At 38.0% G+C, this 21,742-nt stretch carries 23 protein-coding genes; 7 read left to right on the top strand and 16 right to left on the bottom strand.

What is annotated here, in order from left to right; genetic code table 11:
• The 4 genes from AC4J95_RS16785 to AC4J95_RS16770 form a co-directional block, all read right to left on the bottom strand.
• Nucleotides 1–997, bottom strand: a 997-nt coding sequence (locus tag AC4J95_RS16785) for a Fic family protein (RefSeq protein WP_494550847.1), incomplete at its 3' end; no start/stop codon positions are given.
• A gap of 168 nt (nt 998–1,165) precedes the next feature.
• Nucleotides 1,166–1,627, bottom strand: a complete 462-nt coding sequence (locus tag AC4J95_RS16780) for an S-ribosylhomocysteine lyase (RefSeq protein ID WP_494550846.1) — start codon at nt 1,625–1,627, stop codon at nt 1,166–1,168.
• 1 nt (nt 1,628) lies between these two features.
• Nucleotides 1,629–2,285, bottom strand: a complete 657-nt coding sequence (locus AC4J95_RS16775; protein WP_494550845.1) for a class I SAM-dependent methyltransferase — start codon at nt 2,283–2,285, stop codon at nt 1,629–1,631.
• A 199-nt stretch (nt 2,286–2,484) separates the two neighbouring features.
• Nucleotides 2,485–3,417 carry a PLP-dependent cysteine synthase family protein gene (locus tag AC4J95_RS16770; protein WP_494550844.1) on the bottom strand — a complete coding sequence of 311 codons (933 nt, stop codon included), beginning with the start codon at nt 3,415–3,417 and terminating at the stop codon, nt 2,485–2,487.
• Nucleotides 3,418–3,945: 528 nt separating this feature from the next.
• On the opposite strand from AC4J95_RS16770, the gene AC4J95_RS16765 reads away from it, so the two are divergent.
• Complete coding sequence (locus AC4J95_RS16765) at nt 3,946–6,480, top strand: hypothetical protein (protein WP_494550843.1); 2,535 nt, start codon at nt 3,946–3,948, stop codon at nt 6,478–6,480.
• A gap of 272 nt (nt 6,481–6,752) precedes the next feature.
• Here AC4J95_RS16765 and AC4J95_RS16760 read toward each other — a convergent pair whose 3' ends face one another.
• The 12 genes from AC4J95_RS16760 to AC4J95_RS16705 all read right to left on the bottom strand — a co-directional run bounded on the left by AC4J95_RS16760 (nt 6,753) and on the right by AC4J95_RS16705 (nt 17,850).
• Nucleotides 6,753–7,787 carry an RES family NAD+ phosphorylase gene (locus AC4J95_RS16760; protein WP_494550842.1) on the bottom strand — a complete coding sequence of 345 codons (1,035 nt, stop codon included), beginning with the start codon at nt 7,785–7,787 and terminating at the stop codon, nt 6,753–6,755.
• Nucleotides 7,788–7,885: 98 nt separating this feature from the next.
• Nucleotides 7,886–8,827, bottom strand: coding sequence for a sce7725 family protein (locus tag AC4J95_RS16755; RefSeq protein ID WP_494550841.1), 942 nt, complete (start codon nt 8,825–8,827; stop codon nt 7,886–7,888).
• Nucleotides 8,802–9,683 carry a sce7726 family protein gene (locus tag AC4J95_RS16750; protein WP_494550840.1) on the bottom strand — a complete coding sequence of 294 codons (882 nt, stop codon included), beginning with the start codon at nt 9,681–9,683 and terminating at the stop codon, nt 8,802–8,804. Before AC4J95_RS16750 ends, AC4J95_RS16755 begins: the two co-directional genes overlap by 26 nt.
• A gap of 221 nt (nt 9,684–9,904) precedes the next feature.
• On the bottom strand, nt 9,905–10,285 hold the full coding sequence (locus AC4J95_RS16745) for a helix-turn-helix domain-containing protein (protein WP_494550839.1): 381 nt from the start codon (nt 10,283–10,285) through the stop codon (nt 9,905–9,907).
• Nucleotides 10,286–10,297: 12 nt separating this feature from the next.
• Nucleotides 10,298–10,618 (bottom strand): hypothetical protein, encoded by a 321-nt coding sequence (locus AC4J95_RS16740; protein ID WP_494550838.1) that lies wholly within the window; start codon nt 10,616–10,618, stop codon nt 10,298–10,300.
• 26 nt (nt 10,619–10,644) lie between these two features.
• Nucleotides 10,645–11,391: a winged helix-turn-helix domain-containing protein gene (locus AC4J95_RS16735; RefSeq protein WP_494550837.1), complete on the bottom strand. Its 747-nt coding sequence runs from the start codon at nt 11,389–11,391 to the stop codon at nt 10,645–10,647.
• Nucleotides 11,392–11,451: 60 nt separating this feature from the next.
• Complete coding sequence (locus tag AC4J95_RS16730; protein WP_316401197.1) at nt 11,452–11,667, bottom strand: hypothetical protein; 216 nt, start codon at nt 11,665–11,667, stop codon at nt 11,452–11,454.
• 167 nt (nt 11,668–11,834) lie between these two features.
• Nucleotides 11,835–13,577: a WxL domain-containing protein gene (locus tag AC4J95_RS16725; protein ID WP_494550836.1), complete on the bottom strand. Its 1,743-nt coding sequence runs from the start codon at nt 13,575–13,577 to the stop codon at nt 11,835–11,837.
• Between the two features lie 422 nt (nt 13,578–13,999).
• A complete protein-coding gene (locus AC4J95_RS16720; protein WP_494550835.1) occupies nt 14,000–14,437 on the bottom strand; it encodes an LPXTG cell wall anchor domain-containing protein in 438 nt (145 codons plus the stop codon).
• Nucleotides 14,434–15,504: a WxLIP family cell surface protein gene (locus tag AC4J95_RS16715; RefSeq protein ID WP_494550834.1), complete on the bottom strand. Its 1,071-nt coding sequence runs from the start codon at nt 15,502–15,504 to the stop codon at nt 14,434–14,436. The genes AC4J95_RS16720 and AC4J95_RS16715 overlap by 4 nt, the downstream gene beginning before the upstream one ends.
• 76 nt (nt 15,505–15,580) lie before the next feature.
• A complete protein-coding gene (locus AC4J95_RS16710) occupies nt 15,581–16,369 on the bottom strand; it encodes a WxL domain-containing protein (protein WP_494550833.1) in 789 nt (262 codons plus the stop codon).
• Between the two features lie 365 nt (nt 16,370–16,734).
• Entirely contained in the window at nt 16,735–17,850 is a 1,116-nt protein-coding gene (locus AC4J95_RS16705) for a tyrosine-type recombinase/integrase (RefSeq protein WP_494550832.1), read from the bottom strand.
• A 549-nt stretch (nt 17,851–18,399) separates the two neighbouring features.
• On the opposite strand from AC4J95_RS16705, the gene AC4J95_RS16700 reads away from it, so the two are divergent.
• From AC4J95_RS16700 to AC4J95_RS16675, 6 genes are all read left to right on the top strand, one after another.
• Entirely contained in the window at nt 18,400–19,125 is a 726-nt protein-coding gene (locus AC4J95_RS16700) for a hypothetical protein (protein ID WP_494550831.1), read from the top strand.
• A 288-nt stretch (nt 19,126–19,413) separates the two neighbouring features.
• Nucleotides 19,414–19,617 (top strand): hypothetical protein, encoded by a 204-nt coding sequence (locus tag AC4J95_RS16695; protein WP_494550830.1) that lies wholly within the window; start codon nt 19,414–19,416, stop codon nt 19,615–19,617.
• Between the two features lie 18 nt (nt 19,618–19,635).
• On the top strand, nt 19,636–19,848 hold the full coding sequence (locus AC4J95_RS16690; RefSeq protein WP_494550829.1) for a DUF2922 family protein: 213 nt from the start codon (nt 19,636–19,638) through the stop codon (nt 19,846–19,848).
• Between the two features lie 69 nt (nt 19,849–19,917).
• Entirely contained in the window at nt 19,918–20,316 is a 399-nt protein-coding gene (locus AC4J95_RS16685) for a hypothetical protein (protein ID WP_494550848.1), read from the top strand.
• Between the two features lie 48 nt (nt 20,317–20,364).
• Nucleotides 20,365–21,006 carry a DUF2922 family protein gene (locus AC4J95_RS16680; RefSeq protein ID WP_494550828.1) on the top strand — a complete coding sequence of 214 codons (642 nt, stop codon included), beginning with the start codon at nt 20,365–20,367 and terminating at the stop codon, nt 21,004–21,006.
• 122 nt (nt 21,007–21,128) lie between these two features.
• Nucleotides 21,129–21,560, top strand: a complete 432-nt coding sequence (locus tag AC4J95_RS16675; RefSeq protein WP_494550827.1) for a phage holin family protein — start codon at nt 21,129–21,131, stop codon at nt 21,558–21,560.
• The last annotated feature ends 182 nt before the right edge of the window (nt 21,561–21,742 follow it).

Raw genomic sequence — 21,742 nt, 5'->3', positions numbered from 1 at the left:
CCTGTAATATATATTTTCGATTCTTATTTTCACCAGTAGTTTTTAAGACACCTAGATCAACTAACCTTAAAAGATAGCGACGTGTCGTTCCAATCGGTCTACCACTTAGTTCAGCAGCTTTACTATTGGCGATTCCTTTGTTTTCCTTTAGATAAGGATAAATCTTTTTGAGAAATTCTATCTCTTTTTCGTTCAATTTATCTATCGCTTTGTCGCCCAAAATATCTACCAGTTTATCGGTAGTTCGTTCTTCGCCAAACTCAGAAATCGTTTCAAGAATCACTTCCAGCATAAACTCAATGAATTTCGTTGAATCATTTTCTTTGTCTCCAATTTCAAGCATATCGTAATAACGTTGTTGATGCGCATAGATCATAGTTTCAATTGGAATCCACTCAAATACTTTTTGCCATTTTGAAAGAATCAAATTCTGCCACAATCGTCCCAGACGTCCATTGCCATCTGAAAACGGATGAATCATCTCAATTTCAAAATGAACGACACAGCTTTTAATCAAATCAGGAACCGTATCATTCATTGCCCATTCAAATAATTCTTTAATGAGCTTGAATACAAACTGTGGTCGCGCACCAACATGGACAACATTTCCAGCGTGATCGTAAACACTGACGTCTCCATCTCTAAAGTGCCCACTTTCTTTCACCAAATCCTTTATCATCAATCCATGAGCTTGAAGAAAATCATCTATTGAATATGGATTCATTTTGAAAACAAGTTCGTAAACTTCATAAGCATTTTGGACCTCTCGTATTTCCTTAGGTGCCCCCAAAACTCTTTTACCATTGATGATATCTGTCACCTGTTCAAAAGACAAAGAGTTTTCCTCAATCGCTAACGATGAATGAATGGAACGTATCCGGTTTTCTTTTCGCAAATGAAGATTTCTTTCCTGTTCTATTTCCAGCCGCGTAATTATTTGCGTAATTTCAACAATTAAATTCAGCATTCTATTTGTTACTGAAAATATTGGCTTCATAGCGTTCACTTCCTTTATCTACCATTATTCTATTATTTATCTCCCACTTTATCTACCATAAAAAAGATAGTCCTGATTTCTCAGAACTATCTAGAGAACTATTCAATGAATACAATCAGCTTTTAAGTGTGTCTCAAACGAAATATGCGGAGAGCTATATGAAACTCATTAATCCGCAAAAACAACGCTCCATTCATCACGTTTGCTTAAAAATTCTTTGGCTAAGTCCTGTGCGCCTTCTAGCGTATGGTTTGCTGCCCAACCACATTGAACCGGGTTGCTGGCTGGAACTTCGGTAGCGCTCAATACATCTTTCATGGTCAATTCCACGACATCCATAATCTCATTGATATTGTCATGGTTCAAAACCGTTAAGTAAAAGCCTGTTTGGCATCCCATCGGTGACCAGTCCACGACATAGTCCGCATGATTGCGAATCAGCTCTGCCGTTAAATGTTCTAACGAGTGCAAAGCTGCCATATCCATATAGGCTTGGTTCGGCTGCTTCAAGCGAACATCATACTTTACGATCAAATCGCCATTCGCCCCTGTTTTCTTGTCCGCGACTCGGACATACGGTGCCTTTACTTTTGTGTGATCCAAATTAAAGCTTTCAACATTCATTTTCATCTTATTCTGCCTCCATTATTTTTTCTGCGATGACTAGCCAAACAAAGCGATTCATTTGCCGATACCTTGTTTGGAAGCCATTCATTCGAAAGTACTCCTCCAACTCACTCATCAAAGGATAGTACTCCCGTTCAAGATCAGCCGCTAAGCTGACTCGACCAGCTGCTTTTTCCGCCGCCAAAATGTCTGTATATGCCTTCTGTGATAAGAACATCGTATCACCAAATACGATCTTTCCGCCAGCGGGCAACAACTGACTATAACGTTCAATCGCTTGCTTCTTTTCCTCTGCGGTCAAATGATGAAAGACCAAATTTGAAGCGATCGTGTCTACCTGCTCTGGCAGTACAGGAACGTTTTCCATATCGCCCGCGAGAAAATCCGTTTCCCTCAAAGCGGACTTCTCAGATGCGATCCTTCGCATTTCCGGTGAAGGTTCAACTGGATAAACGGTCTTGCCAGCCGCAACTAATTGTTCCGTTAGATTGCCTGTTCCGCTGCCGAACTCTAGCACTACCTCTCCCGAAGCCGCAGTGATCTCATCAAGTATTTGCCAGTAATTTGCGAATACTTCCTGATATTCAGGATTTCCCCCATTCACCTCATCGTCGTAATCCAATGCCCACTCTTCAAAGATCGGCATAAATTCCAATCCCATATCTATTAACCTCTTTCTATTCTTAGTCTGTCTATCAATTTCAGGCTAAATCAGCCACACCTCCAGTGTTTTTCTACAAGGCTTAAATCATACGTGAGCAGTAAATTGCTTGATGCAAAACCATACTGCTGATTTCACGCATGCTTTTTGCCAAATCATAATAACCATGAGTTGGCAAACCTCCTTACTGGAAACCGATTTAATAATTCTCCCGAGAATAGATTTCCTTCGATAAGTAACGATCCCCAGCATCTGGAAAGATTGTCACAACCTGACTTCCCGCAGGCAGTTTGGCAACCTCAGCTAATGCGGCTACCATCGCAGCGCCTGATGAACTACCGATCAATACGCCATGCTCCTTGGCTAACCGACGCGTCATCGCAAAGCCTTCAGCATCACTGATCGCAGCAAATCCGCTAACCGGCAGCCCTTCAAGAAATTCAGGGATAAACTCAACTCCGATCCCTTCGATCTCATGACCGTGACTCGCTCCACCATTCAGTATTGATCCCTCAGGTTCCACACCGATCAAGCGGGTCGCAGGATTTCGTTCCAGCAGATAACGCGCCACACCACTAAAGGTTCCTCCGCTGCCGATTCCGGCTACAAAGCTGGTGATATCTGCTCCGAGATCCTCCACCAGCTCAGGTCCTAACGTACGATAATACGCTTCTGGATTGGCAGGATTTTCAAACTGCAAAGGCAAATAGCTATCAGCAATTTTCTCACGCAATCTCCTTGCCTCTTGGATCGCGCCACTGATGCCCTCAGCTGTTGGTGTGTGGACGATTTCCGCACCCAAGGCCCGCATCAACGCCTGCTTCTCTAAACTGAATTTTTCTGGAACAACAAAAATCGTAGACAAGCCCGCACCCAATGCGGCAAGCGCGACACCGATCCCAGTGTTACCAGCTGTTGGCTCAATAATCGTCGTACTTTCTTTGATCTTGCCTAGCGCAAGACCTTCCTCAATCAGATAAACACCTAATCGATCCTTGATACTGCCTCCCGGATTCAAATATTCCAGCTTCGCATAGATCGCTGAGCCCGTGGGAATTTCCTCAAACTGTTGGTGGGTGAATCGCAGCAGCGGGGTATGCCCAATCGCTGCCTGAATAGAATCAATAATCATCGCTGCACTCCTCGTATTTATTTTTAAACATGTGTTCAATCGATTTTAGATAACAAAAAAAGGCGCTGACTATTAATCAGCACCTTGAGATTCCGTTATGATGACACCAGAAGTCCCCGATCAACGGGTATACAGGTATCCAAAATAATCGAAAATTGGGCAGTTAATAGACATGACAAAACGGTATGCTGCTTTTAAGCACCATACAACAACAGCAAGCTTCAGTTGCAAATTGTTTGCTGAATGTCATGACTATACCTCCAAAAAAATTTAGACCATTTAGAATAGTTAAAAAATTACCATAGATAACGTTTACTGTCAAAGAAAAAACACAAAATACCTTAGTCATATTACATTAAATTACGTTGAGTAAAAAGATAAAATCGTTATTCCAGAGTTTGTGCCGCGTCAAAAAAACTATTAATAATCATTTATTCTCAGCGACATAACTTTTTGTTTCTTAACAACAATTCACTATGTTATTTAAATGTGTTATAATATCAAAAAAAGTAATAAGTAGGTGTTTTTATGTCAAATGAATTCTCTTTTTTATCTTATAATTTCGAAAAAGATGAAACCGCCATCATTAACAATTCAAGTTTTTGGGAAGGGTTAAACATTAACCATTCTTCAATAACTAATGAAAAGTCTTTGAATCAAATAAAGAGTGTACTCCTTAAAAAAAATAAGGCAGCGTTAGAGGAAATAGCTCATCTTCTAGTAGTTAGTATCAATCCTAAAGACACTAGAGATGATATTGTTGATAAATTAGATAAAATAAGCAACACTGAAAAAAAAATGATATTATTGCTTGATTCATTTGCTAGTCGAAAAGCGACTCCAATAAAACTACTTTATAACCTAATCGACAATAGAAATAATTCGACAACATTAGCGCAATTGATGGAGCTCTTTAAGGGAACACCATCCTCTATGTTGGATGTATACACAGAAAATAATTGGTTTACTAGAAAAACTGGGAAAATATACACGTATAAAGAAAATAAAATAACACAAAAAAAGATCGAACAATTATTAGATATTAACGCAAAAAGAAAACACTTAATAGATTATCTTTACAAGCATACGGGTGAAACTAAACACAAAATCTATAGCTATTCCTTAAACAAAAACTCTAAGGAAATAACCATCGAATTTCATAAACAAAAAAATATTTTTACAGTTCCAGACTTTGAAAAAAACATTACCAATAGAGAACCTGAACCATTTCTTATTAAGTTCTCTTTCAAAAACAAAACCATAGAAATAAGAAGCAGAGAAAAAATATACTACACCTTATTAACCAATTATTTCAATAATAACTTCTCTGCAGAATGTTCGGAATTGGATGCATCTGTTTTTAATAATGCGGAATATTCAGATATTTTGGAAGTCTTTAATTTGAAAAACTTAGAAGAGCAATATATGGCTGATTTTATTATTACAGGGATTTCTTTAAATAACTCTAGATTAACGTATTCACCAAAAATTGATCTAACTCAAAGAAGAGAATCCATACTTCCCTCTTATAACCAATTGATTGAAAATGATATTGTTCATTTCACAGGTTTAAATGATATTAACAATCTAAATATTCACTTTAAAGGTAAAAAAAAGAAAATCAAAATCAATACCTTGGAAACAGGGGATTTCTTCTTATCTTATGATGACAGTCAGATGAGCACGGATGAGCAAGATGAGTTTGAACAAAGTTTTCTAAAATTTGTTAAACTCCCTCTTAAATCAACGATTTCTGGTTTAATTTTTAAAGAAGGAAAGGGTTCAAAAATTGATTATGTAATGCGAATACTTTACTCTCAAAATTTCACTCAAGATGAAATAGAAATAAGAACTAACTTAATTAGTTCAGGTATTATTAAAAAAGAGGTTAAAATCTATTATGAATGTGGAGAATGCAATAATATTTACGACGAAAAGCGTTCATGTTCATGTGGTGCTGATAAACTTGAAGAAAAAAAAGAGGAAAAATACGATATCAATGAAAAAAAAGTTGAGCAGTCTGTAAAAAAAATTTTAAATCATATTTTTAATCAATCTGCCAAAAAAACTAGTCTCACTCACAATGATAAAACAATTAATTTTTTAACTCTGCAAAATGATTACTTAGAATCCAAAGGACCTTTGCAATTTTGGATAAGTAAAATTTCTCCTAGTCATCATCTAATAAGACGTATTGGCAAAACTTTAACACCTACCATATTAGTCTGTCTTGGGATGACACCACAAGAGATAGAAAATTTAAATGAAAAGGGAATTCTAGCAATTGGTTATGGCTATCTGCATGAAATTGAGGAAAACGACCTTATTGATGAATTTGTTGATAAAATAAAACAATTAAATTTTTCCGTACAAACAAGTATCTCTAAAGCTGCAGACTCGGCTAATAGTAGTATTAAATCTGCTCTTTTGAAAGAGACTATTGACACTTCTTATAATGATAAAATATTTGAAGACGATGTTTTTCCACTCTTAAAAGACATGTTTGTAAACTCTACAAAATGGGGAAAAGAGCAAAGTGGAAAAGCTGTTCCAGAAGGATTAATTTCTTTTTCATATAATTATTTAGATAAAGAAAAGTTTTTTGTTGGTTCTTATGATTGTAAATTCACAAAATCTTCTACTGGATACGAGTTAGATAAATCAGAACAGAGGAAAGCTGTAGATTATATTAATAGCTTGAACAAAGATAAATTTTTAAAAAGCTATTCTAGCGAAAAGCATTTACATGCCCATATTTTTATTTCAAACAGATTTAAGGAAGCTCAATTGGAGACCATGGAAAAACACTTTATAAATCAAAATATTGATAATTGCTTACCAGTTTTTTTTGATATAGAGGCACTAGTAATGGTTCATGATTTTTATAGAGCCAATCAAAGTAAAATTATTCCTAATAGAGATAAATTCAACTCATTATTTGATGAATTGTTGCAGGAAAAAAGGATTGACATAGAAAAAGTCGAAGAGATTCTTATTAATCAGTTTAATGATCCCGATTTGAAATTAAATAGAAACTTGAATGCTAACAAAGTTAAAATCTAGAATTATTCAAATCTGCTTGATTAAAAATGTATGATAAAAACACAGCATAAATTTTTCTAATCTTTGTAGGTAATAGTCTATATTGAAAACTTAATAAGGAGGCCGTTCAGACACTAAGTTTTGAGAATGAACGGCTTTTTTATTTTTTTGATAATATAGTAACTATTTAATTTAAGTTTGTTCTAGTAAATGTATGGAATAAACATCCTATGAAATAAGTTGGGAACATTCGTTTCCCATGTCTAATTTATATATAAATGACACTATGCATTTTAACCATACAAATATTTGATGTAATTGATTGACTTTGTTTCTTGGCTAACTAAATCAATTTCTGCATCCACAAATAGCATCAAATTGTAACCAGTTTCACTCGCAGTACTTCTATACTTTATTCCTTGATAAGAGGATTTTTCTTCTCCAGTAATACTCTTTACAAAGTCGCTAATATATTGTGTAGCAAGGTAATCTTTAGCCTTATCAGAACTTCTTACAGGTCTGGCAAGCTCGTCACTAATTTGTTTTAGTGCCTCCATATTTAAGTAGTATTTTAGAAACTCACGATATCCGAAAGAAGATAGAATATTAATCTGATCAAAATTCGATAAGTCTAATATACGTAATTTCTCGTTCACTCGAAACTTTCCGATAGTTACTACATCATGTCTGCTTGCTCTTATTTCACTTATTGCTGTTTCCTCTTCACTACATAGATACAAACGACTTATCCCTTCCGAATTAAGCCTGCCGGCTGAAGCGGCCCCTACAGGAGGCGCTTTCAAATCTTTTTCTTCAAAAATCTGTTCATCATTATTCAATCGACATCTATAAAATTCTTCTCCCTCAGGAATGGTCTCCTCAAAAAACGAGAGAAAAAATTCTAAGTTGTCTAAATTTATTTGCTGACTATGGAATCTATTTTCATATTTAATTGAATGTGTGAATTCATTCCAATTATTGTCTTTCAATATTAGCAAATCATGATTATACACACTTGGTGATAGCTCCTTGACGCCTACCAACTCATCAAACAATTCGGGAACGCTTTCATATTTATTTGGTAACAAAGCTATCAAAATATCTCTTACCAATGCAGGGGTAATTTTATCCTTATTAAAAATGTTCCATTTATAAAATAAGGACTCCTTAACTATCTCCAACTCTCCTTTTGGGAAATCTTCAGGAAGGTTACTTTTTAAAGAATAGATACTAATGATCTCATTAAAAATATTCCGTATCCCATCTAACGTTTCCTTTTTTCCGTAAGAAGTATCCGCATCTAAATATTCTGAATTGCATATATGCACATTCTTACTCTTACAGGTTGGACAGTCATCTTTTTCTTGTAGAGTCCTAATTATGTCTCGTATTTCTGAATATTCGCTAAAACACATTTCACAGAAGATCATAATTCTGGTTTCCCTTCGAGATACCAATTAACCAACTCTAAATGATGCATCAATGATAATTTTTTAACAACACCTAAGCCCGGATATGTTCCTAAATGAAAATGATTTATCAACTGACTCAATCCTTCTGTCAAATGCATATCATTTTTATTTTCTTCGTACCAATTCACTAGCTTTTCTAAAGCCTCACCAAATTTTCTAGCTATATCCTTAATATCGTCATTGCTGTCTGACACAAAATGCTTAACACGCAAAACATCGGAATCATCAAAATAAACAATATGAATTGCCACAGCTACAGGAGCAAAACCAGCTTCTAAGTATTCTTCTCCAATAATAGAATAATCTGAAAATCCTACATATCCATCACTCTTAAAATATAAATGGTCATCAGAAAAGAATTCATCAGGAATTCCATCTTTATCTTTTGATACTTTTAAATAATCCGCATTTCTCTTTTGCTTGGTAAAGTTATCTCTAAGTATTACCTTATCAAACTCACCCAATGTTCTCTTGAACCTACTGTCATCAGGTACAAAGGTATATTTTGGTCGAAGCTCTAAACTATTTAACTGATCGATTAATTTGATCGAGTCTGGCCGTTTAAAAATGGATGAAAACTTCTCTGTTTCAATGTTATCAAATATTTTTTCGTCAATTTCATTATCCATTAAAATTGCGTCCATATAAGTCTTCTTTATTGAAAAAAGAGTTCTCTGATTATTTTCTTCTTTCTTGTAGCTTCCTACTTCTGGATTTTTTATTATTCCAAGCAAATTTTTTTTAGCAGCAAAACATTCAATTATTTTTGTAAATTGAGTTGATTCCTTCACTGGTTCTATAATTGGAATTACTTTTTCTCCAATCAGTCCCTCCATCAATAGCTCTTTTAAAGCAATTAACTCGTACTGTTTACCTCTTAGATAAGGAAAGTACATTTTCTTCCTCCTTCTCAATATGATAATTTAAAAATTTTATTAACCTATCGTATTCTAAGTCATTGTACTCAGAAAAATACACAAGTGTTTTTAACTCATAAGGTACCTCGTTAAGAAATTTCTCTTGATTAGCCACTCGATTTCTTTTCTTTAGTAAAACTAATGATTCTTTATAAACATATTCAATTGGAATTTTTTCAAAAAATTTGAAGCATTCTCGATAATATTCGAACTGATTCGTTTTAGGTAAAAAATCATAATACTTCAATAAAATGGACTCAAATTCCTTTTTTCGTAACATTTTAAATATGCTATTGTGTTCTAAATGTTCTCTATTCTCAATAGCTTCTTTCCTAGTACTAATTGTCTCCCGTTCTGTAAGAACACAAATTCCCACTCCAGTATCCTCATACTTCTCCATTACCTTATTTAAGTGCTTTTTACTAGTAACTATGCAGACATGATCAAAAGCCCTGTAATAATCTTTTATTTGATTATCCAATCTATCTAGATTATCAAGTTCTGTTTTTATTTCATAAACTATAGCTTTGCCGTTTATGAGCACAAAATCTGCTTTCGACTTTCCGATATTTAGCTCTGTTAACGCTGTCGTAGTATTTAAACTGTGTCTACCAATAAGCAATTTATTTAGTAATGTATTCTTGTAAAAGTACTCGTTTCTATATTCTTTTCCTGAATATTTATATAAATACGAGATAGCTGTTTTATTATTATCTCCATCAAAACTATCCTTATGCTTTTTGATGCAACTATTTAGAATAGGGCTATTTTGATTAACAGTCATATCCTTTAGAGTGTTCTGGGAAAACAATCTATTAATAAGCAAATTGTTCATCAAGATTCACCTCTCTATTTTCATGGTTATTATAGCATAAAAACCTTACGTTCTAATTCGGTTTATCCCCATATTATCTCTACAATAAATATACTCATAAATTAAAAATTTGCTTTTCGCAACAAAAAATCTGTTCGCAAATTTGATAATGTTAAAGATATAGAAAAAGCACCTACTCTCCTCAAACAAGGGACAGCCTAGGTGCTTCAACTCTATTTTCCTCATTCATTTCCATACTTAAACTCTGCCGAATCTACATAAATCTGCTCATATACCGCCCCATGCATTCGATACCCCTGGCCCCAACAGGTCTCAATGATTGGGCCAATAACATTCTGCCCTGCCAGCTTGTTCTTCAAATGCTTCACCATCACAGATAGCTGGGACATGCTGGAGTTGGTTTTGTCTTTATTCCACATGCGTAGGCACAGCTCTTCTCGTGAGATTGTTTGCTTTTGCTGCTGATAGAGAATCCGGAAGAGCTTCAGTTCACCACTGCTCAAATTGAGACTGGACAATGATCGCTTGTCTTCTGTTTTCGGCAAAAAGATCAGCTTGCCTTCATTTCTGACGTTGTCACAGCTAAGCTTCTCTCTAAGCACTTCAATAGATGGTCAGCTTTCGATCCAATCACTGATACCCAGTTCTTCCCATTCGTGTAAATCGGCTTCTTTCAAAACTTCATCAGATTTTCGGAATATCGGGATCGAGAAGTTTTTTAGTGTTCTAACAAGTTCTTTGACTTCCGCGTTCGCGATCGTTTCGCTTAGAATAATCTGGTGGAAAATCCGGATAAACTCATTATTGGCGTTCTCCAACAGACACAGATCGATCATCATTTTTGTCGTAAAAACTTCGTGTCCTAACTGATACAAACATTCTTCAAATGGTTGTTCATTCAATGGATTTTTAGTAAATAATAGGATCTGACTCATGTACATTCCTTCTCTCTAATTCCTTCTTAGGTACTGACGCCTTGTGGATGATTTCGAAATTCCCCTTTTAACAGGCAGTGATAGAAATAGCTATTCAATTGATAGCCTTCCCCCCACATTGTCCTCACCGCGTCTTCAATTCCGTAGGCTTCCATCACTTTTTTTCTGATTCTGGTGATGGAGGAGGATAATTGACTCAATTTAGAATTTTGATTCTTTGACCGCCAACCATGACAAAGCTCGTCTCTAGCCAAGGTCAAATCCTTCGCCGCGACTAACCGATGAATGATTTCCTTTTCAAGTCTCGTGAAGTGAACATCTGAAAAGTATAAGGGAAAAGCTTTTTTCCTAGAATCGGATAACGACTGATCGCCATAAATGAGATTCCCATTGGAAAACTCGACTTGATGGACCAAGGTTTTGTGGCTCAGCTTCTCTCTCAGTCGTTCCAAAGAGGCCTCCGCTAATACCCAGTCTGAAATATGCCACTCATGCCACTCAGAAATCACTGTTTCAGCAGGTTCTTCCCCAACGATTCGCACTAAACAGTCTGAACGAAATTGTTCCCCAAACTCTCGTGCTTGATTATCAGAGATTGTCTCGCTCAAAAAGATCCATTGAAAGGACTTCAAGAACGGATCGATCTTCCCCGAATTCTCCCAGTTCTCCCAACTAGAGACAGACACCAACACTTCGTAGTTCAATTTCTGTAGCTGTTCCTGTAAATAGCTTTCGACAGAAATATTTTTTGTTAAGATCACGATTCGATTCATTTTCCACCTCGTTTTTATCGATTAATATGTACAACCGCCCGAAAAATCGAGCGGCCTTGGTTACCCGTTTAATTGATTTTGGATCAGGATATAAAGACTGATGCTCAACCCGATCCAGACGATCGCTAAGAGAAACATGCCCCAATTCGCGATCAGATACGTCACTTTTTTCTGTTGTGTCTGCTCGCAAAAACTCAGGTCTTTGACTAAGAAAAAGATTGCCAGCACTAAAGCAAGCACACCCATTCCCGCAGACAGCCATACATAATTGTACATAGATACCCACTCCTTGTTCGTAATAAGGAATTGATTTTTTGACAAAAATCAGTTTGTTTCTCACGCCGTATACCATCCAACTAAGACTCTGCATACGTTGATTTCTGATGAAAAAAAAGTATTCATATCAAACTTCAACAAACTGCGAAAAGTTGGACTGGCATCTCCTATGGTGCTGTGGTCAATGTCCAATCCATCTTCGCCTCGTACGACAGACCGGCTATACCAGAATGAGCCATTAATTCTAGCTCCACACCATTGTTGATATCATATTCCAGTTGGTAGACACCTTGCATAGTTCCATCGGTCAATGCGACCGTCGTATTATCAGAAGGAATACTTGTTGCTCCTGCTAAACCAACATAGTTAAAATTCTCGTTATGCTTGTTATAATTGATAACTTCCATCAAAACGCCATTTTTCAACTTAATAGCCGTAGTCGTTGGTAACGTTTTGGTTCCGCTTGTAAACTGACCAAGCTTCGCCGTTAAGCCCCAACCACCTGTACTTTCCATGTCCATGAAGCGAATGTAAGGTGTGTAGCCAGCAGTTTGATACGCTGACTTATCAAGTTTTTTTGTATGTGCATATGGTTTCACTTCCACTTCTCCAAAACGGAAGTCGGGAATATTAATCAAACCAGCATTGCCAGTCGGCTCCAAGTTCGGCTCATCTGGATCATCAATACGGACAAAGTTCTCCGCTGTTATTGGAGTCGGAATATTGCCCGCGACTTCAATCTCTGCAGGCAACACTTGATTCACTGCTCCAGAAGCAGTGGTCGTGAAGGTAATGTCCGCATAGTTATTCGGTCCAGCATTCGGAATATTGATTCCTGTCAGATTAACCCCATTCACCCAATCTCCCGACGCAAGTGTAATAGTTTGTGGAGAACTTCCGGCAGGGGTCACTATTACTTCACTAGGAGCAGTTAAGTCAGCAGACCAGTTAGAAGTCGTTTTTAGAACTAAATCTTTTAATGGCGCACTTCCTGTATTTGTAAGACGTGACGTCCAAGAAACAGTGCTATTATTGTTAACGACCTTGGGACTAGGTGTTAAATCTAAAGTTGCTGTTGTCTCTGACAATTTATAAATGTATTCTATTGAAGTATGTGCATTAATTGTATTTGTTGTAGGTGTAGTTCTCTTCGTTCCCACAGGCTCATAATTATATTTCCATCCAATATACTCCCATGCCTTTCCACCACTATCAATTTTAATATCTCCAAGAGTTTGTGGAATTGTAAATGGATCACCTAAGTCTGTATCCAAAGGTGTACTAGGATCCCAAGCTGGATCAATTTGTGCGCCTGACTCATCCACATACTTTTCAGTTAACTTAGCTTGTTGAGCATAAACGGCAGTAATTTGACTTTCTAGATTAAAATCCAAAACGCTAGAATCAGCGTAATCAATGGTGACACTGGGTGGAGTGTTTGAATTCAAGGTGCTAGGCATTGTTGCCCCTTTATAGGAACCTTTCAACTTGTAATTTTTTCCACCCGTCGTATAACTAGTAGGTAACCCCGTCAGAGTATACGTAAATTGTTCCGCGTTTGAATCCGTTAATTTTCCCTGTGTAAACCCTGGCGGTGGTGTAATTTTCATACCAGATTTATCAACATAATTCTCCTTTATCTGATAAGGTGTTACAACAAAGTTTATTTTTTTTCCCGATTGGTCTGTTGAAGTAGTGTGATAGACTCCATGACTAACTAAGAACCCCCCTCCCATTTGAATAGAAGCAAATTCTACAGTCGGTCGATTGTTCACAGCCGATAAAAAATTAGCTTCTTTCCAAACGTACGTTCCATTTCCTAAATCTGTAAATTTATCATTAGGATCGGACAAAGGGTAATCCTTATCTTCTGTTGCCTTTATAGAACCCCAGCCATCCTCATACTGCACACCATCCGAATGAAATGTTTTTACGTCTCCTAAAGAAAGTGACTTAATATTTTTTTTGGGTGAGACCCGAAGATTTGTATAATACAGATAGGCAAAGTTTCTTTGCGAACCTGAAGGGTATATATACCAGTTCCCAATATCGAACATCCCATAACTATGATAGTAATTTCCATTTATCGGCGTAACGGATAGATTCGGAACGCGTGTTGTGATGCTGTATCCGGGAAGCCTGCAGTGGTCTTGAATATCAACTAGAACCTGTGCATCATTATAGGCTGTTCCGTCTGGAAACTTTATATCAAAATCAAGTGCCAGTTCCTTAGTAAAACTAATAGGCGGAGCTGCCAGAACATCTTGACTAAATCCAACGCTCCCAAACAACAACAATAAACTAACCTTCGCAAATCTTTTCTTCAAGAATCTCATACCTTCTTCCTCCTATTCTTTCCCAAATAGAAGAAAACAAGAACAACCATCGCCATACCAATCAAAGCTAGATTGTTACTGATAAACTCCCCTGTTCGTGGCAAGACTTTGCCAGCAGTATCAGTAATATATTCCCAATAACCTCCACCACTGCTTCCACCTCGAGTATTTGTTATCGGCAAAATTTGTCCTTTACTACTAGACTCAACAGTAGAGCTTGAGTCTGATGTAGAGCTGCTGCTACTTGAACTGCTTGAGCTAGTAGTTGAAGTGGTAGTCGTGGTGTCCGTTGGTTCTGTTGTACTACTCGTTGGATCATAAAAGCCCACACCAACTGGCGATTGCCCTTCATGGCTTACGGCCAACACGGAAACACAGCTGACACTTAGGCAAAATAGCACGGTGGCTATATAAAACCCGATTTTTTTCTTCACTCGTCTCCCTCCCTCGCTTTCTTTCGCTTGATGAGACGCATCACTAAGAACAGCACAAGAATCACAGTCAATAGAATCAAGCCGTAGAATGCTGTCGTCCACCATTCAGGGATAAACACACGAAAGGCTGTTTGCTTGTTCATCTTTTTAGCCACTTCTCGTGTAATCGTGAAGTCCTCTTTAAAATCCCAAGATTTTGTTTCACCCTTGATTTTTCCAGTAAAGGTATACTCCCCAGCCGCGACCTCTTGCATGCCCCAATCAATCTGGAAAGGAAAGACAGAGTTCGGTGCGATTTTGACATTCTTGATTGAATGCTTCGCAATCACCTTATCGCTGCCTTTTTTGGTGATTTTTCCCTCAGCTTCCAATTTCTGCATGGCTGCTGGATGAGGATTTTGGATCAAAGCCTCCAAAACCTTACTCCCATAGTCGACTTCTGGTTTTAGAGATTCTAGTTTTAACTCTGTCTCGCCATAGATTGGACTATTTTCATCCTCCGTCAAAGTCATGCCAATCGCATAGCCATAGGTATTTTTTACCGACATTCCCTGTTCGGATTCTTCCTCTTTTTCAGGCTTCAACGAAATACGAATGCCGCCTAAAGAGATACCTGGGAAGGGTTCTGCTGGAACGTTGATGTCAATCTCCGCTTTGCCTTCTGCATTTGCTTCGACACTGACTTCCTCATTTTTCGGTTTAGCCATATCGGTGATTGGCATCTGCATGCTTTTATCCGCAGGTTTATCCCGTTCATCATAGGTGATCAATCCATTTTTATTGGTGGCTGCTCGAATGACTTCTATTTGATAGGTTTGCTTTTCCGCTGAATTATTGAAAATCTTTACTTCAACGGTTTGCGTTCCACCAGGTTGTACCAATAAATGGTAGTAGCTGATACGATCATTTATTTGATTTTCCGGCAATACCGCCTGCACTGTAAAACCAGCGCGTTTTTCGTTTTCAGTAATCGCTTGTGTCTCACTCGTCTTCTCAGCAAACGCTGATCCGCCAAAAAGACTTAGCAAACATATCAATAGGCTTAATAATACTTTTGTCTGTTTCATCAGGACTCCTCTTAAAAGAAATAGGTTGAAAATAATTGACGCTATCTTCAACCTATTTTTCATCTGTCTTATCTTTTTATATTGCGTCTGTTAATGTCCAGTCGATGGTACCAGCGTATTGTTCATCTGCAAGTACTTTGTTCATTGGAACTTGCGGAATATTCAAGTTTATATTAGTGAATTCACCCTGCCAATAACCTTCACCACGACCATCCGCATCGCCAGGATTGGTTTCTGCCGAAGCACTCATGATCAATGTACTTGTTGTACTCAATGTAACTGATGTAGTCACAGTATCTGGTGTATGCGCTGTGGCACTTGGAGTTGTAGGTGTTGAAATCCATGGGTTTGGTGATGGAGTCGGTGTTAATCCATTGATCCCTTGATTCATTGTAATTGTTGCGCCATCTAATTTTTTAGTCGGACTAACTGCCAAGTCATCTGTTAATTTCGCTTCCAATTTCCAACCCGCCGCACGTTTACCACGAACATCTCCTACCGCGAAATGTTTCGTTGTCGTATTACTCCCAGCTGATCCACCTGTATCTAACGCCGGACTACCTTCCCAGTTTGTATCAATTGGAACTACCGTTGTTGTAGTAACTACAGATGTAGGGACTGCAGTTTCCGCAAAGTTGAACTCTTTTGGAACATACAATAGACCAATATCTCCTGTTGGTTTAACGGGTGGATCAATAATTGGCGGATCAATCGGAGGCTCAACTAATCCTCCCGATTTAAACTTAATGGAACCATTTGAATGTGCTTTGTACTCGGCGGCGTTTGCCGGCAATGCTGTTGTGACTAACATTCCACCAATGAATGCTGTGCTTAACAATCCTGTTACTAATTTCTTCTTATTCATCTCTTTTCTCTCCTTAAAATAATTTAATTTTGCTATATCAGAAATGTACATGTTGTACATTTGATATTAAACTAAGGTATATCAACCCTACTTTTTTGTGATAATTCAAGAATTATTTACTAGGTTTGATTAAAACCATGAATTGTCAGGAAAACACTGTTACATCAACGTTTACAACTTGTTTTGACGGGAATTGACGGCGTTTAGTGTAGTTTGTGAATTTTTACAAATCCTGACTAATTTTTTTTCGATATTTATTAGAGGATAATAAGTTTTAAAAAAAGGACAGAACGAGTAAGCGCTTACTACCTTAAGGCAAAAAGAGGTAGGGCATATTATCGGGTATTTCAAAAAAATTTAGTTCATTAGGCAGACTTTCTAAGTGCCGTCTCCATGTGAGTAATCACAGCTATTCGTTGGTCCAGCATCGAATCCGCATACGTATCTAATGTCAACTTGGTCGATGCATGTCCAAGAAGTGAACTAACGGACAGGATATCACTCTGAGCTTCAAGGCAACGAGTAGCGAACGTATGCCGTAATTGATGAAAATGCACCTCTTCCAATCCGCATTTTTTTCGAATCTGATGGAAATGATAGGTTAACAAGCGTGGTTCTATTGGATGATTGTTCACCGAAAAGACAAAGCTTCCTTTTGATTTGCGTCGATGCTTCATGAGGACTTTCCGAACAGATTTACCCATTGGGATGGTGCGCGCTCCAGAGTTCGTTTTCGTTGATCCAATGACTAATTGTGTTTTTTGATCGTTTAACGCAAGGGCGATTCGTTGATAGGTATGATTGACCTGTATCAAATTACGATCAAAATCAATATCATTCCAGCGCAGGGCAGCTATCTCCCCGATTCTTAGTCCTGTGTATAGTGCTAGATACGTTGGCAGTCCTGCGTCCTTCTTCTCTTTTAATGCGACTTTTTCGAGTTTGTGCTGTTCATTTCTTGTTAAGGATCGGATTTTTTGTGTATGCCTTGTTGGTAGCTTTAATTCTAAGAAAGGATTTTCCTTCAACTTATTTTTCTCTTTCGCGTAGTTCAAACATTTATTGGTGATTCTTAAGATCACCTGCATCGTTGAAGGCTTCAACCCCCGTTCCGTCCATTGCTGAACGAGTCTTTTACCTTCATCTACAGTTAATTCATTTAGAAAAAGTTTTCCTATAAGTGGAAACACATAAGTCGATAATTTATAGTGATATGAACTATATGTCGCTGGTTTAACTTCAGTTTGAATTTCCTGCAGCCAGCTTTTCCCCCATTCTTTAAAAGGAATACACGAATCTCCATAAATTTCTAGCTGCGTATGATAATGAGCCTTCAGAGTGTAGAGATTGATTCGAACCTCTTGAAATGTTTTTCCATATATGTAACCATATTTAATCTGTCCGTTGGTTTTATACCCTTTTTTGTATCGCCCTTCCCAACGACCATCTTTTCGTTTATAAATGTTTTCTCCCTTGCGCATTAAAATTTCCTCCTGACGGCTTAATTGACGGCAAATAGTTCATCACTTTGCGTACTTTCGCTCCCTTTCTAACTTTTTATTAAGTGATCACAGATTACCAAATTATTATAAGTATCTTTTTTTAATAATTTAAAACTATATATTGATTATTCTTAAGCGATATCTTATAATTAAATCAAATCAGTTCACTTTTTTATTAGATAATCGTTTGTGACAAAGAATATTATTCATGGTTTTAATCAAACTATGTAACAATTTACCTGCAAATAACATTTATATCAAACAAAAACCTTACATATAAAACAAGGCATCTTCTCTAGATCATTGAGAAGATGCCTCTTTCCTGTTGAAAACACAGTGCTTTAAATGTAAAAAAATAATATTAAATTTAATTTTCATCTTTTTATAAAAAAGCACATATAATTTATTTTTTCGTTTTATTTTCTTTTATCGCTTAAAAACGTTCTTTACATTCTCACTGGCTATTCTATAGTTTTAGTAGAAACAACAAGTAAGCGCTTTACAAAATGAAAATAAGGGGGATGTAACATGAATAAAATTAGCTTTGAGGAACTTTTGGATTATAGAACTCGAACAAAAGCTTGGGATGATTTCCGTTATAGTGCGGAGGCTTTCGATCCCTTGATGGTGCAGGAGATTTCCTGTATCATTCCGCTTCCTGATCAACCGGGTGTATTGATCATTGCAGAGAATGAGATCTTTATTAATCGTCAAACAGCTACAGTTACTTTGCAGCAATTTGCCTTGGCTCACAACTTTCCTGATTACAACACACTTTGTTCTGTCCTAAAGGATACCGGCTACTTCGGCAAGTACAAAATTCCTTGGGCGTGTCCTTACTTTTCACTCTGCCCTTTGGAGGGAGGAACCCATAGTGTGTGGGTCAATCCACTAAAAATCGACAATATCTATAGTGTTGATGGGCTGCACTACATTCAGCTCTTGAACGGGATCAAGCTGACGAGCCCTGTTAAACGGTATTATGCATTGTTGCGGGGAGAGCTTGCCTGCAGTATCCTAGCAGCGATTCGCCAGGAGAAGTTCCATTTTACGATGGATGGGAATCGCCCTATCGACTATCTGACATTTCCGAAAACCGCTTTTGCCCGTAGCATAGCCAAACGCCCCTTACTGGAAAAATTCGTCACTCGGAGAGGAGAAATCCACCGACGGTACCAGCGTGCACGCTTTCTCCATTACTATGAGCGCTTAGAAGATGAACCACAAAAACTTCACTGGGAAAACTGGCAATAATATGCCTTGTGTCTGGATGACTTCTTCATCCAGATTATTTTTTTATCCTCGACCGAAGAAATAATGCCAAAATTCTTAAGCATACCTCTTTTCATTTACTAATGTCAAACGCGAATTCTTTCGAAAAAGGGGCAAATTCGAGTGACTGAAACGACAACTCAACGTTTCTAGGACCGAAACATTCGAAATTGAGGATTTTGATCGAAATTGCGGTTCGTGTCTTTTTTGAAAATCCGCTATCTTTTAGTCACCGGCCGGAACAAAAAAATCAAACAGGAGGCAATAACAATGATTCAACACATCGGAAACAAATTACAAGTAGAGATCGTCGCAGGCGGAGAAAAAATCGAGAAGATCACCTTCTCAAATGTGATCGAAGAGCCAAGCGAGGAAAAAGTCCTTGAACTAGGAGAAATCATGAAAGGTTTAGCCGTTGAAGGCAGCGAGTTGTACGGTGTCGTCCTAACCAGCCAATCACGTTACACCAAATAACGAAGGGAGAGAAACTACATGCTAAAAATCGTCGCAACCTTTAAAAACAGCTTCGGAAAGAATCACACCTGGAGCTTTAAAGATCCAAATACGCTGAAAACAGACACAGAAATCAAAGGTCTGTTAGAACAAATGACCGACGTGAAGCTTTGTCAGAAAGATGGTGCGGAACTTTTCCACACTGTGGAAACCGCCAAGTATGTCGAAACGACTGAACGAATTATTTTCTAAATCAACGCTTGAGGAATCGCGGTAGCGCTGCCGCCTTCCTCTACTAAAAAGAGAGGATGAGAACCCATGATGCAGATTCAACCCCTGTCGTTCCGGCAGCTATTCAATTTAAAACCGAAAACGCTGGAAACCCGTATCACGAATTTTTATCAAGCCACACAAAACAGCAGTGTCACGATCCAATATATTTTGACTCTCAAGGTCCGCAACCAGCTGGGGGCGACGGAGTTTGATCACTTTCTGAAGGATCTTGTCCGTGAATTGTTTATGAATACCAAGGCGACACGCACCATGAAACGCTTCTTCCATTATTTTGAAGACTACTTTATGGCACCGGAGTGGAAAACATTGAGTTCGAAAGTTCTTCCACAAAGAGTCTCGCCTCAAAGAAGCTTCGGTGAAAAAGTCGTATCAAAAGTCCGTTCCCTATTTTCACTTGCCCGTCCCGAAGAAACCAACGAACCTTGATACTCACTACCTACGCAGAAAAAATAATCAAAGAAAGGATAAAAAACAATGACCGAGGATTTAATCGTAACCTTTGGAAAAGGTGATGGCGGGACGCATGACTGGAAATATAAAGGTCTCGATCCTGACCTGCCGGTACCAAAGATCAAAGAAGCTTGCGAACTACTAACAAAACTAGATATTTGTACAGAAAACGGCGTAAACCTATTTGATTCTATCGTGACCGCAAAAGTCGTGACCACTATCGATACCTTAATATTTGATCCAGAACATGAGACAAAAGGACTTACTTATTATGGCAAATCCGCTCAAGAACCAACCTGTGAAGAAGTGCGCTGTTTTGAAGTCACGGAGGAAAAAGTAGATCAGCCTAAAGAAAAAGGACGGTTGTCCTCCCCTACTCTTCCTTTATTGGGTTCGGTAAAGCAAACGCTTATACACCCATTTACAGAAGTGGCGAAGATGGAAAAAACGGAAACACCCGTAAAGGTGGAGAAAGATGCTTTCCCGCAAGTAGAACTTACTTGTCCAACGCTTAAGGAACACGAACAGGAGACCGTTCTGCCGACTTCTAGCGCACAAGAACAGCCTGTATCTGCACCAACCAACAGGAAAAAAGGCTGGCTGAAACGATTCTTTAGCAGGACGAACCGCAATAAGGAGGAGCCTCCAAATCTCCCGCGGGAATAACCTTTTTCGCGATTAAATCCGATCCTTGAAAACCTAATACTGCGTAGGGAACAAATTTCCACTGACACCTGCGAGTGAAATCGCAGGTGTTGATTCAATCATTTAAGAAGGAAGGGATGTACATGCATCTTTTAGCACTCGTATCAATCGAATCATTGATCCATTCGTTACTAGGAGGAAGCGTGCCGCTGATGGGCGTTTTCCTGACGATGGTGGGTTTAGATCTTTTCACTGGCTACATCAAAGCATTAAGGAGCCATACATGGGTATCCTCAATCAATCTCTTTGGTTTATTTACCAAATTCATCACTTTTTCCACCATTATCTGCGCAGCTGCATTGGACAAGGTCGCGCCAATCGTAGGCATCACCTTACCGATTAATGTGGCTTTGTTCTGGACGGTGCTCTTGATCGTGTATGAGATCGGCTCCATTTTAGAAAACGCTCATGAGTTTGGGTTAAAGATCACTTGGCTCCAGAAATGGCTGCGGGTCTTCGAACGGGATGTCGGAAAGTATCCCGATAAGGATGATCAGGAGAATAATGTTCGGTAGAAATCATAGGTTGTTCAGTGGAAGTCCATCTACAGGAGACTTATCTCTGCTTGTTGTAGCAAGCGTTTTCTCCTATAATGAAGTTATCAAAACAAAGGAGGCTTTTGTTTGACTAACTTGTGTTTATTATCGGTGATTTGCTCTTAATTCAGATGAAAAATTCATTCTAAGGAGAGCAAGAC

It is taken from the genome of Enterococcus sp. GPZ-007 (assembly GCF_059374735.1).
Note: the sequence above shows the minus strand (reverse complement) of the source record. Positions and strands in the feature narration are given on the sequence as shown.

Bases quoted from the DNA above. Each gene is read 5' to 3' on its own strand.
- AC4J95_RS16755 (WP_494550841.1), bottom strand. From the start codon at position 8,827: ATGTACTTTCCTTATCTAAGAGGTAAACAGTACGAGTTAATTGCTTTA.
- AC4J95_RS16715 (WP_494550834.1), bottom strand. From the start codon at position 15,504: ATGAAACAGACAAAAGTATTATTAAGCCTATTGATATGTTTGCTAAGT.
- AC4J95_RS16685 (WP_494550848.1), top strand. From the start codon at position 19,918: ATGCAGATTCAACCCCTGTCGTTCCGGCAGCTATTCAATTTAAAACCG.
- AC4J95_RS16780 (WP_494550846.1), bottom strand. From the start codon at position 1,627: ATGAAAATGAATGTTGAAAGCTTTAATTTGGATCACACAAAAGTAAAG.
- AC4J95_RS16710 (WP_494550833.1), bottom strand. From the start codon at position 16,369: ATGAATAAGAAGAAATTAGTAACAGGATTGTTAAGCACAGCATTCATT.
- AC4J95_RS16705 (WP_494550832.1), bottom strand. From the start codon at position 17,850: ATGCGCAAGGGAGAAAACATTTATAAACGAAAAGATGGTCGTTGGGAA.
- AC4J95_RS16750 (WP_494550840.1), bottom strand. From the start codon at position 9,683: ATGAACAATTTGCTTATTAATAGATTGTTTTCCCAGAACACTCTAAAG.
- AC4J95_RS16675 (WP_494550827.1), top strand. From the start codon at position 21,129: ATGCATCTTTTAGCACTCGTATCAATCGAATCATTGATCCATTCGTTA.
- AC4J95_RS16765 (WP_494550843.1), top strand. From the start codon at position 3,946: ATGTCAAATGAATTCTCTTTTTTATCTTATAATTTCGAAAAAGATGAA.
- AC4J95_RS16680 (WP_494550828.1), top strand. From the start codon at position 20,365: ATGACCGAGGATTTAATCGTAACCTTTGGAAAAGGTGATGGCGGGACG.
- AC4J95_RS16730 (WP_316401197.1), bottom strand. From the start codon at position 11,667: ATGTACAATTATGTATGGCTGTCTGCGGGAATGGGTGTGCTTGCTTTA.
- AC4J95_RS16695 (WP_494550830.1), top strand. From the start codon at position 19,414: ATGATTCAACACATCGGAAACAAATTACAAGTAGAGATCGTCGCAGGC.
- AC4J95_RS16770 (WP_494550844.1), bottom strand. From the start codon at position 3,417: ATGATTATTGATTCTATTCAGGCAGCGATTGGGCATACCCCGCTGCTG.
- AC4J95_RS16740 (WP_494550838.1), bottom strand. From the start codon at position 10,618: ATGAGTCAGATCCTATTATTTACTAAAAATCCATTGAATGAACAACCA.
- AC4J95_RS16690 (WP_494550829.1), top strand. From the start codon at position 19,636: ATGCTAAAAATCGTCGCAACCTTTAAAAACAGCTTCGGAAAGAATCAC.
- AC4J95_RS16700 (WP_494550831.1), top strand. From the start codon at position 18,400: ATGAATAAAATTAGCTTTGAGGAACTTTTGGATTATAGAACTCGAACA.
- AC4J95_RS16735 (WP_494550837.1), bottom strand. From the start codon at position 11,391: ATGAATCGAATCGTGATCTTAACAAAAAATATTTCTGTCGAAAGCTAT.
- AC4J95_RS16775 (WP_494550845.1), bottom strand. From the start codon at position 2,285: ATGGGATTGGAATTTATGCCGATCTTTGAAGAGTGGGCATTGGATTAC.